The sequence below is a fragment of the Caldanaerobacter subterraneus genome (genome assembly GCF_004345675.1).
Classification (GTDB): Bacteria; Bacillota; Thermoanaerobacteria; order Thermoanaerobacterales; family Thermoanaerobacteraceae; genus Thermoanaerobacter; species Thermoanaerobacter subterraneus.
The window spans coordinates 1-12,080 of record NZ_SLWU01000041.1; the positions used below are offsets into that span (position 1 = coordinate 1).

The window sequence follows — 12,080 nt, forward strand, 5'->3', positions numbered from 1 at the left end:
GCAAGATCTTTTGCTGCTTCTTCTTCATCGGCTGTTGTCTCTTCTTTATCAATGATTGCCTTCAGAGGATTCCATTCTCCTGAATCGCTCTGTTCAGCAACTAATACAACATCAATTTCGGTATCATTTATGTAAGGAAAAACCAGATTAAAACTGCGCTGTTTCCCGCCCTTGGATTGAGAATAATTGATTATAATCTTGTCTTTTCTGTTTACTATTTTTCTCATTATTAGCTCCCTACCTCTTTTGACTCTTTTAATTACATTTTAAAATTTTTTTGTGTACAGTATCAACCATTTTTATGTTTATAATCCGAGAAACAAGCTAAGTTTCGGTGTTTTAAGTTTGCTTTTTGAATATGGTTATATTAGTTTTTCGTTCTACAATAAACCTTGGGGTAGATAAAAAAATACCGTTAAAAAATAGAGCACTTATTTTAAATGCCTACTATAATCAAATGATCAATGAAATTAAAGGTAGGTATTCAGAAAATACCCACCCCAACTATTGACAAAAAGCTCAAACAAAAAAACACAGGCTTTGGGTCTGCCACTTTTTATAAAAATTTAAAAATTTTTAAGGAGTTCCGATTTTTTTAAATAAATAACCATTTACCATTATAGCATTTTCCTCGTTAGTAATTTTTGACCGCTTGTCAATTCTAATAAAATCGGTTTTAATTAGCTGTTCATTGTTTGTTTTAAAAATCCATTCACACTGCCTTCCTGTATGTTCACAAAAATTCTCTAATTTTTATGAATCATAACAAGTAAACTTTATACCTAAACTACGAAGCATTTGGAATGTATCGGAATAAGAAACATTGAACTCACTACAAACATTTGGTATAGGGACTTTGTTTTTCTTTTCGGGATTAAAAACTTCCTGAGTAACAACTATATAACCTTTAACTTTCGCATATGCAATTATCCAACCATCTGCTCCTGCCATAAATTGTGCTTTGGCTGCTTCTTTAAATTGTGTAGAACTATTTAACCACTTAACTATCTCCCTGTATGCATTGATAACATCTTCTTCGCCAGTAGATTTGATCCACTTGGAAAAGTCATTTTTTACCCAATCTCCCAACTTATCTTTTCCTTTCTCTATTTCGTCCCTTACCTTATCAATAGTAACTATATATCCTTTATTGGCATATTGAATTAGGGCTTCCCAGAAAGCTGGCGCTATGTCAAAGGCGTAATAAAACCGTGAGGCGGTAATAAAAACACTAGTATCTAAAACGTATACATTGCAGTTCGTCATTTTTACACCTCTAATCCCAAGTATTTTGCGTATTTGTCGAAGGCAGTTCCATAAAGTCCTGTAAGTTGATAAGCTTCGTGAGGAAGAAGCTTACCTTCTTTAACAGCTGTTATTACCGCCTTTGCAAAGCGCCGTCCAATACGCATATTTTGTGTGTTATAAAAATTGCCACCTTTGTCTCCGTGATTAGTAGAACGTTCTTTTGCTTGATAATCATTGTAAAATTTAAGAAAGTCACTTTTAGTAATATAACCTATATCAAGAACTCTGCGGGCTGCAACTATTTCACTCACTTTGAAGTGCTTTGCCAGTGTTTGGAACGGTTCAGGTTCATTTTTTACTTTAGGCCAAACTCGTTGCAGTTCGTCTTCAGGCAGTAAAAACTCTGCAGCTACCAAATTGCAAATTTGTTCTATTTTATCGTCGGATGGTTGAAGTTCTCTTAAGTCAAAAGCTGCACTGCTTCCGAACCATATATGTGCTAATTCATGTGCAATGGTAAACATTTGAGCAGCTTTTGCATCTGCTCCATTTATAAAGATCAGAGGGACATATTCATCTACTAGTACAAAACCACGAAATTCTTCAGGATTGAGTTTCCGATGTGTATTATTCCCAACAACACCATTCACAACCACTATAATACCTATATCTTCTATTCTATCACGGAGCTCTTTTAGTGCATCCGTCCAGCTAGGCAATTGGCTTGCCCATCCTGTTTTTAATCCCAACGTATTTCTAATATTTTGAGCAACTTCGTGAGGATTACTTTCAAGCTTTGCAGAATTAACAAAAGGTAAAGGTTCTTGACCTAGTTCAATCAAGTACTCACGCATCCAATCTTGTCTTAATTGCATCATTTGCACAGTTTCAATGAGATCAAGGCTGAATCGTTGCTGACTTATAGGTTCTCCATTAATAGTACGGAAATAAGGGATAGGTAACTGATCTTCCGGAGGTTCATCCAGAAAAAAATATCCAAGTGGGGTATATGTTGCTTTGGCTAATTCCTCTAATTGTCTAAAAGTAGGTTTACTTTTCTTTTCTATCCACTCATAAATTTTAGGGAAATTTTTTTCTACTGCAAGTCTCTTACCAGATCTATTTAAAGCCCAAAGCAAAACCTTTGGATTTATGTCTACTTTTATCGCGGGCATCTTATCCCTCCCTTTTGTCTTTAATTAACTCTCATGCAGACGAGTAGACGATTGGTGTATTTATAGTCCGCTTCCAGACTTTGCTAACTCCAGCAGGTGGTATTTAAGATAGCCATAGCCTATATTTTTTATATTTTAAAAACCGAAAATCATATAATTTACATTCTTCTTTTTTCTTTTCTTTAAAATCTTTAAAATTATTATATCATGTTTTTATGTCTCTTAACATGGTATTTTAATTTGAATTCGGCAAGTAGCAAGCAAATTAAAAATTCAATTTCCATGAATGTAAAAAAACGGCGTTTTGTTATAAGTCTTGCACTTTGATAACTGCATATTTGCATTGAAAGAATAAAAGCTATATCGTTTTTTACAGTTAATTTACCCTTTTAAGGTATAGCAAAGCTAACCGTCTACTTGATATGGCGGTTTCTATCATTTGGTATATTTTTGGTATATTCTATGTGTTTACTTATGTTAAGCAAAATACCATTAGTGCTTTTCGTATATACGTTATCACAGTTTTAAGAAACGGATTATTAGGGTAACGTATATGCCTATAACGTCCTTTCCCAACAAGATTACCAGGTACATTATATAATATTCGCCTTATTGTGGTTATCTCATGATGCCTCATAAACTCTGGCAAGATAGTCCTTTTGAACCAATTATGGAGATTGTAAGCGATCATTTTGATAAGCAAAAATATTTCGTTGCAAAATTTGTTTCTTTGACTGTTTTGATCAAAAGCAAATCCTTCTTTTAGTTCATCTATTTTGTTTTCAATGTCGCAGCGTTGGTTGTATTCATGAAATATTTCTTCAGGTGTCATGTACTCAATATTTGTTACTATAAGCTTGATATTCATATTTGAATTCGTCTATATCCATACAAATCTGCCCTGTTTTGGGCTGTGGCAGTTTTTTGCGTATAATCACAATTCTGCGTACTTTATCCCATTTAGGCATTTTTGCATATATTTCATTTACACTAAAGGTTTTATCTATTTCAGTCCAAGGATAAAGGTGTTCTCTTTGATTGACATAGTCTATAAAGCATCTGATCCATGCCTGATTTTTAGCTTTCATTACATATTCATAACCTTTAGATTCAAAATACAGCATATTATCGTAATCAAATGCTCCACGGTCAACGCGTACTCGCTTAATTATCCAATTTTCAGGAAGCTGTTCTTCGCAAGATTTTACAAAATCTAAGAAACCATGATTTGTGTGATGTTTACCTTCTTCAAGAGTAACATTAACAAGTTCATGAGTATTAGCAATAATGCCGATTTTCTCTTTGAAAGATGGTCGACCATGGTACCTTGGATTATAACCTACTGAGGCACCTTCCTGCGCTCCAAATATAGTACAAACTGTATCGTCAAAATTTATAATGACTTCACGTTTCGTTCCTTTAGATTGCAAGGAAAGCAAAGTCTTGTTAATAAGTCTTAATTCTTCAAGAGAACTTTCAGGCATAGCTTTAATTAAGTCTCTGCATACTTTTTCGCTGGGAACTTTATGCCCTTTAATTTCTGTGTATGCATTATCATATCTTAGTTGGTCCATGTGAAGAAAGCGAGTATTCCCTTGAATTACAGAATCAATCATAAAGTCAATAATTTCGGCTGGTTGAAAGACAGCATTTGGTGCTTTTTTAAAGGATAATATGCTTGAAAGAATTTTATTAAAGCCGATTTTTTCTTTAAATGCTTAGATATAGGTGAAAGTTACATTGTTTGATACTGTAAAATTGTCAAAAGTTGCTGGCAAAATATATTTTGAAAACCCCTTTTCTTTTGGAAGATTAAGTGTTAAACTCATATTATGGAGATTCTCCTTTCTGTTAATGTTTTTGTTTGACGCTTAAATTTTATCAGAAAAAGGGGAATCTCCATATATTTTTTGTAAAAAATTTTTCACTTAATTTAACCATCAAATGGCTCTATTTGGGCATTTCGTAAATTCACTTGCCGAATCCAAGTTAAAGAATTCATGGAATACCTCCATTTAAAACGGTTATCCCACCCTGCTAATATTACTCATTAAGCTGCATCCTCAAACAGATATACAGCCTGTTCAATGACCAGTCTTACTATGTTGTCCAATTTTTCTTGATCTTTGAATCCTCTTCGGCAAAGCAATCTTTTTACCGTTGCCCTTATGGATGCCTTAATGTTTTCTTTTATAGTCCAATCTAACTGCCCTTCGGTTTTGCTTTTTATAATTCATACCAGCTCTCTTGCAATTTCTTTTGCTTCTTCGTCATTTAAAAATAGCCTCTTCCCCTTGACACATACAATATCATAAAAGGCCATTTCTTCTTCAGTTAAATTCATTTCTTTCGCCCGTTTGTCCATATTCTGCATTTCTTTTGCCAAATCTATAAGGTGTTTTATAACCTCTGCAGAAGTTATAGCACGATTATGATATTGGTTTAAAACTCTTTCTATCATTTCCTTAAAAGAGGCATACTTTACCTGATTTTTCCTGCTCTTAGCTTTTATTTCATCATTTAGTAGCTTGCGTAAAACCTCAATCTGCAAGTTTTTATTTTCTTGCCCCATAAGCTTATCTAAAAATTAATCACCTAAAATAGATAAATCTGGCTTTTTCAATCCCGCCGCATTGAATATATCAATTGGTTTGTCGCTCGCAGCAACACCCTCGGATATAATCTGTTTTACGGCACTATCCAGCTCTTCAACGGATAATCCCTTTGATGGAGTGTATTTGACGGCATTACTTCTTACTGCTTGGAAAAAACTACATCGGAGCGAATACGCATCGCCTCTTCTCGCGGTACAACAAGGGCAAAAGCTTTGCTTAAAGCACTGCATTGATTAAGAAAATCTTTCTTTATAGTTTCATCTCTGTTTATTAACTCCATAGCCTGTTTTGAAAGGAAAAGCTTATATTCTGTGCTTTTTTCTTCCCATCTCGCAAAATCAATACCGTGGAAATATGAATAAACAATGTCGTACTCCTCCTGAATAATCCTTATTGCTTCATCGATGGGTAAGGTAGCAGATTCTTTGCCCGAGCCTCTGGTGTAATTTACCAGGGCTTGTTTTAAATCATCAGCAATGCCGATATAATTCCCCACTACTCCTGCAAACTACACTCATTTTATTCAGGACATTAAAACTTGCATAAGTTTCTCCTTCATCATCTGCTTACGCTTGCAGAAAAATTCTTTAAAATTAACAATAGAAAGATCTAATCCACTCAAATAATGGAGATCTTTATATTGATTTTTGGCAATGTCATCTTTATAGTTTTCATCAAGCCACTCGATGAATGACTTTGCACTTTTCGACATATTTATATTGCCCTGTAAAAGTTGCAGATTTGGAATCTTATTATAATTTTCGAGGCAAAAATCAATATCTTCTGGTTTTACTCCTAATTTTAGGAGCTTTTCCCTATTCGTAAAAAAGCTTTTAGGATGAATATGATCCTGATGAAAGAGATTGTTATAATCCAGTGTGGGATATAAAAGAGCCAAAACCGAAAAAGTATATCTTTTGCCGTATTCATATTCCAACAGATTTTCTACCTCATCTTCGCCAAAATCCAATGATTTGGGGGTGCCTTTCAGCCTTTGTTTCATAATGTCAACTGGAAAACCATTTAAGTTGTCTCTTATAATATCTCTTATAATCCTTAAAATGTTATCTGATTGTCCACCAAAAATTTGCTTTAAAAGAACAATATGGAGCCACTTTTTTATCTTTTCTCTTTCAAACCTAAAATCTGAATAAGTTACAAAACTAGTATTTAGACCTTTTTTATACAAATAATAAGCTATTGGTATAATCGCATTATTTGAAGTCAAGGTCTGATAATCAAATCCGAACGTATTTATTAATTCAACGCTTGTCCTTATGCTTTCCTTTATCTTGTCCCAGTTATTTTGGATAATTGCCATGTTTTGAGCGTTAAAATTGTCAACTTTAAAACTGATATCACTAAAATCGCTGAGGACAAGGCATGTTTTTAAAACAAAATCTTTATTAAATGCAAATCTTCTTCCAATATTATTAATTTCATCTACAAACTTTATAATTTCCTCTCGTGCGTCTCTCTTATCCCACTGTGCAGTAGCAATTGAAAGCAGCAAATCCGAATAGCTCAACTGCGTACCACCGCTATTTACACGGATAAAAATATTCAATACCTTATCAAGTTCTTGATCTTCTTCAAGGTAATAATAATTAATCAATCGCTCTTCATATATAACTTGTGATAATCTAAAAAGGCATTCCCCTGCAAAATCGCTATTAAGATTATTGTTGACCAAAAATCTATGTAACTCAAAAGATTTTTTAGGATCAAATTTAAGAATATCCCCTACCTTAAACCAAAATGTATTTTCATCTCTTTTTTTAGCATCTTCTTCGGTAAGAAACCTGAAATCATACTTCAAATCTTCATCATCAGCTTCTTTAAGTAAATTCAAATAGAGATATTTTTTCGGAAAAGCGGCAGGGTTATTCCACCGCATGTAAGGAACTTTTGACGCGTAACTTCCTTTTAGAGCGATATAAAGCGAAGTAAGCCTTTGCTGACCATCGAGGACTGATATTATCTCTTCATCCCCCATGAGAACTGCTTTTTGGTTGTGGCTTTTACCCTGATGATAGTGGCAGATAAATTCGTAGAACTGATATTTTTTCACGCTTTCCTTTGAAACCTTCCAAAAAAGAAATGAACCGATAGGATAACCCCTCATAATTGAATCAAAAAGCCGTTCTATTTGTTCTTCACTCCACACAAACTCCCTTTGTATCGCAGGAAGCAGATATTTCCTGCTACTTATATTTTTTATAGCGTCATATATAGTAATCGGCGTCTGAAATGACATAATATTTTACTCCTTTCAAATATAAAAATTCAGTTATTAATCCAATCATACAAATAACTTATCCAAATCTTTTCAATCTAACTGTTCTTTTGCAAGGTTTACAACAAGGTTGTATATAAACCATCCATCGCCAGTCACGAAAGTTTGGGGCTTAGCGCTTGCAGCATCCCTTTGGATTCCAATACCATCTGAATAAGGTGTAAATGAAACTATCTTAGAATAAGGCACTCTGAAGCTTTTAATTTTGCCGTAAAAGTAAAGATGCTTTGTGGTAACTGCCAATATTCCCGTGTCTACGTAGACTTGCTCCTCTTTTTCAATCGGGTAACCCTTAAATTGCCCCACTCTATAATAAACTCCCTTCGCAATTCGAATACTTACACCGTGGCTTCCCCCCACGTATTCCCTTCGAGTCCTCTTTTCGTAATATTTCACATTTGAAAAAGCCCAAATCAAACTTTCACTCTTTTGAAAATTAAACGGCAAAGGCTCAACCGTTTTAAAACGCTGTGGAACCTTTCCTTCTAATATATCACGTAAAACTGTCCCTTGCACAAAACGCATGTATATTCCCTTTCTATCCAGCTCATCTTGTGTAAAACCAAAATAATTAGCGTATGCAACCAATTTATCTTCCTCCTGCGCATCAAGATTGCCGTCCTCCAAAAAATGTAAAGCCGCTTCTTCCCAGCCCAAAATTAATGCCTCTTTTACTTTATCTTGTGAAACATAGCCCTCTTTTGCTAAATCATGAAGTTCTCTTTCCAAATTCATTATTTGACCTATTCCAAGTGCAGCTTCCTTAGCTTTAAAAACCATTGCATTCCAAGTATTTTTGTGCTTTTCTTCACACTCTCGATGGCGTTTTCTGAGAAAACCTGCAGGTTTGCCACAATAAATACAGTTGCCCATAAACAACCACACTCCGCAATCTTACTCTATTTTTGCTAAACTATCTAATCTTCTCAAGACTTCTTTAAGAGTTTCTGATGTCTTATCATAAGCACACTTTGCTATTTTCGAATAATCTATTTTTGAAGTCTTAACATTATCAAATATAGCTTCATTAAACAATGTAACAATTAAACAGGAAGGATTCTCAGTCTCTTTTATATAATTCAAACCATTGAAGATTTTATCAAAATTCTCCTCAAACCATTTTTTATCCTTATATCTGTAATTGAATACCTTAAATTTTAGCCACAAACCATCATCTTTTGGTATAATCTCAAAATCTATTGTTAGTATAAAATCATTTATGCTTATTTGCCTTTGACAGTGAGCCTCTAGAGAATTCCTTCCTTGATATAAGGAAAAACCGTTTCTAATTTTTTTGTTAATAATATTTACTAACTCTTTTGCAACACCACGACAAATGTATCGCAGAAAACTGTCCTGTCCTTCAGTTGAGTCAACAGCACTGTGAGAGGTTATTGATGATAAGTTTAGGATCTCATAAATATTCCGTATCTCCTCCTCTGATAGGCTTTCATCTTCATCAAGCTGGGCAGCTTTTAAAAATGCTTCATAGAATGAAAACATTTTTTCAGCTTTTTTTGCATCATAATCTCTACTCTCACCATAGATCTTTGATGCCAAAGATTTACTATCTTCAACATTAAAAAATCCTTCATCTAAAAACTCATCTTTGTGGTTTAACAGATAGACATATAAATCCTCATGAACCATTTGCATACACAAAATAGCAAACAGTAATCGCAAAGTATTGTTGGAAATTTGCTGATTTGAACTTCTTTTGGCAGCAATTTCTTTTAAAAGCTGAAAGGAGTTGAAAAGTCTTTTCATACTACGCGGATTTGCTCCAATAGAGTTTATTATAAGGTCTTTATAAATTCCAATCTCTTTCTGGTCAGCATTCAGCCCCCAATCATTAAGAGTTCTTTCAACAAATCTATCTACCTGGTAATATTCTAATGGAACTCTAAATGGTAATTGTATAATTTTGTCGAAAAAGCTTTTACTCTTTTCTTCTGGGACCATATCGCCAAATTTTTTCTTAATACCCTGAGAAACAACCTCATAGTCAACTGCAAGAACAAATACGCACTTTTCAACATCTAAAAACAACTTTAAGACCTCTAAAACTTCCACCGCAACATCAGGGGCTAATCTATCAAGGTCATCAATAAATATTACAACCCTTTCCTTCCCTTCTTTTTCAGTCCTCTTTGCTACAATAGATTGAAATTCTTTCTTAATGTTGTCAATTTCTCGCGCATAATCAAGCATGGGATTGCTACCCAAGCTTCCAACAACATTTGCTAATGTTTCTCCCGCTAAATTTTCCACGACAACCTTCGAGGTAAAAAGTGCCGCACTTTTCAAAACCTTAGAAATAGTATTAAGCATATTTTGTTTGCCACTCTCATCTGATATCTTTTCAATTAGGTAAGACAATAATGAAATTGGGAGTTCAGAAGCCATTTTAAATTGAGAGTATTGCCATGTGTTAAACCAAACTGTTATCACATTTTTCTCTATTCTTCTTTTTATCATGTTCATAATAGAAGTTTTACCACTGCCCCAGTCTCCCTGAATAGCTATGGTCATAGGAGTTGTACATTTTAAAATAAACTCAGAAAGGGAGTCTACAAAAATTGATATGCCTAATAAATCATCCTCATCCCTTTCAATCGGAATATCAGGATAACTTTTTATCATGCATTGCCTCCTCCTTTTTACTTAAAATTTTTAGGTCTTTGCAGAATCCCAAAATCCTTATGAACTAAGGGATTCTGCTGTATATTTTCAAAGGAATTCCTCCACTTTTGTCGAATTTATATAGAGAACCAAACCCAAAAAGAAATGGAGGAAATTCTATGAAAATCAAAGCTAAACAAATATCTCTCTCTCCGATATTTACCATGATGTTCAAGCCTTCTTTGAAGAAGATAAACCCAAGTTTATTAAACTCTTTGAATCTTTTGTTGATTTATCTGAACTTATTCCATCTTCTTTTTATGCCCACTATTATTCCCACTTTGGACGTCATAGAGATTTTTCTCTTGAATCTATGCTCACTGCTTTGTTTATCCAAAAAATTCTCTCTATCCCTACTGTTCAACTCCTTGTCCATGCTCTTAAACTATCTAAAGAATTAAGAGAGCTTTGTGGCTTTAAAAGAGTCCCTCATCCTTCTCAATTCTCTAGATTTAAATCCATTTTCCTCAAAGATTTGGAGAATTTCTTCAATAATCTTGTTAATTTAACTGAGCCTATTTGTCAGGCTATTAATCCTTCACTTTCTAATATCCTCATCGCTGATACTACTGGCTTTGAACCTTATGTCAGAGAAAATAATCCTAAGTTCTTTGATTCCCTTTATAGAAATATTAAAAAGTTCTCTAAATCTAATCCTGATTTTGATACCCACTCTTATGCTTGTTCTAAAATGCCTAAGTTTGCTCACTCTAATCCTGATGCTAAATTCTCTTATATTAATGGGCATTATTGTTACTCTATCAAAGCTACCATTCTCACTAATGGCTTAGGCATTATTCAGCATATTAGTTTCTATGACGATGATTCTTTAGATGTCAATACTGCTAAATCTGCTGCCGAGTCTAAAGATTTGTACGATTCTAAAACTTTAATCCCTTCTCCTAAGGAATTCTTTAATTTGCATCCTAATTTCTCTTATAGATACTTCTTAGGTGACGCTGGGTTTGATTCTTTTGATAATTACAAATACTTGTTCTCAGAGCATGGCATAATTACCTATTATCCCTATTAACCCTCGAAATTCTAAAAACTTACCTCAGCCTACTTTTAACTCTGATGGTATCCCTACCTGCCCCCGTGACCCTTCTCTTAAAATGTCCTATGATGGCATCGTCCGGGAAAAAGGTAGAGCTACCAGAATTAAATGGCTTTGCCCTATGTCCAAAAAAGTTAGACTAAATGGTAAAACTACTTATATCCTTCAATGTGATAACCCCTGTACTCCTTCTAAATGCGGCAGAATATTCTATACTACCCTTGACATTGATTTTAGAAAAAATACTGTTGTCCCTCGTAACTCTAAAAAGTGGTCCAAACTTTATGAAAAACGCCCTATTATTGAAAAATCTATTTCCCTTTTAAAAAGTTCTATCGCTGTTGATAGCTTTAAACTCATAAATACCAGGTCTATCAAAGCTGATGTTTTTCTTGGGACTATCACTCAACATATTGGTTTAATTATTACTGCAAAGCTTGGTACTTTTGAACATCCTTTATCTTTGAAAAAACTTTTGGCTTGATGACTTGTTCTTATGGTTTGATTCGTTTGTCACCTTTTTACATTAAAAAGGTGTGTTAAGTTTTGTCTTTTGGGGATTTGTATCTTTCTTCCATTTCTCTTTTTTTACTTTGAGTCTTAAATTAACATGTAATTTTCCTATTTTACCCCTAATAATGTAACTTTTTTACTTTGATATTTACTTCATTTTGCAATCACCTATTTTAAGATAAATCAGTTTATATTTTAGATGAATAATTCCACATTTATCCCTAAAATTCCTGCTTTTCTTTTAAAAATTTGTTTTTAGTTCTGTTTCCACGATTTTTGTTTACCAATCCTCAGGTATCTGCAGTAAAAGTCCCTCGCCTTCCCATGAGGTCTCAAAAGGAACCATTTCTTCTATCACTACGATTTTTTCTACACCACGTTTATTTAACTCTTCCAAAGCTGCTTCCATTGCTTTGTTCACAATTTCTATGGTTGTTGCTGGATTAAACCAAAAAACTGTGCTTGAAATATGCTTATCTCCTGCATAGACAACC

At 33.9% G+C, this 12,080-nt stretch carries 5 protein-coding genes and 5 pseudogenes; 1 reads left to right on the forward strand and 9 read right to left on the reverse strand.

From position 1 onward, the window contains the following. From EV203_RS12320 to EV203_RS12355, 8 genes and pseudogenes are all read right to left on the reverse strand, one after another. Nucleotides 1-227: pseudogene (locus tag EV203_RS12320) on the reverse strand (hypothetical protein); the annotation flags it as partial. Between the two features lie 526 nt (nt 228-753). Next, complete coding sequence (locus EV203_RS12325; protein ID WP_132040813.1) at nt 754-1,266, reverse strand: DUF4411 family protein; 513 nt, start codon at nt 1,264-1,266, stop codon at nt 754-756. A gap of 2 nt (nt 1,267-1,268) precedes the next feature. Beyond that, nucleotides 1,269-2,423 (reverse strand): ImmA/IrrE family metallo-endopeptidase, encoded by a 1,155-nt coding sequence (locus EV203_RS12330; protein ID WP_132040814.1) that lies wholly within the window; start codon nt 2,421-2,423, stop codon nt 1,269-1,271. 472 nt (nt 2,424-2,895) lie between these two features. After that, nucleotides 2,896-4,252, reverse strand: a pseudogene (locus EV203_RS12335) (IS1380-like element ISTps2 family transposase). A 221-nt stretch (nt 4,253-4,473) separates the two neighbouring features. Then, a pseudogene (locus EV203_RS14345) lies at nt 4,474-5,534 on the reverse strand (DUF3387 domain-containing protein). Between the two features lie 27 nt (nt 5,535-5,561). Continuing rightward, nucleotides 5,562-7,295, reverse strand: a complete 1,734-nt coding sequence (locus EV203_RS12345) for a DUF262 domain-containing protein (protein ID WP_132040815.1) — start codon at nt 7,293-7,295, stop codon at nt 5,562-5,564. Nucleotides 7,296-7,367: 72 nt separating this feature from the next. After that, nucleotides 7,368-8,114: a hypothetical protein gene (locus tag EV203_RS12350; protein WP_132040816.1), complete on the reverse strand. Its 747-nt coding sequence runs from the start codon at nt 8,112-8,114 to the stop codon at nt 7,368-7,370. A gap of 114 nt (nt 8,115-8,228) precedes the next feature. After that, nucleotides 8,229-9,977: a KAP family P-loop NTPase fold protein gene (locus EV203_RS12355; protein WP_132040817.1), complete on the reverse strand. Its 1,749-nt coding sequence runs from the start codon at nt 9,975-9,977 to the stop codon at nt 8,229-8,231. A gap of 158 nt (nt 9,978-10,135) precedes the next feature. Here EV203_RS12355 and EV203_RS14240 point away from each other — a divergent pair. Next, nucleotides 10,136-11,557: pseudogene (locus EV203_RS14240) on the forward strand (transposase). 309 nt (nt 11,558-11,866) lie between these two features. On the opposite strand, the pseudogene EV203_RS12365 reads toward EV203_RS14240, so the two are convergent. Beyond that, nucleotides 11,867-12,080: pseudogene (locus EV203_RS12365) on the reverse strand (hypothetical protein); the annotation flags it as partial.

Bases quoted from the DNA above. Each gene is read 5' to 3' on its own strand.
- EV203_RS12330 (WP_132040814.1), bottom strand. From the start codon at position 2,423: ATGCCCGCGATAAAAGTAGACATAAATCCAAAGGTTTTGCTTTGGGCT.
- EV203_RS12325 (WP_132040813.1), bottom strand. From the start codon at position 1,266: ATGACGAACTGCAATGTATACGTTTTAGATACTAGTGTTTTTATTACC.
- EV203_RS12350 (WP_132040816.1), bottom strand. From the start codon at position 8,114: ATGGTTTTTAAAGCTAAGGAAGCTGCACTTGGAATAGGTCAAATAATG.
- EV203_RS12355 (WP_132040817.1), bottom strand. From the start codon at position 9,977: ATGATAAAAAGTTATCCTGATATTCCGATTGAAAGGGATGAGGATGAT.
- EV203_RS12345 (WP_132040815.1), bottom strand. From the start codon at position 7,295: ATGTCATTTCAGACGCCGATTACTATATATGACGCTATAAAAAATATA.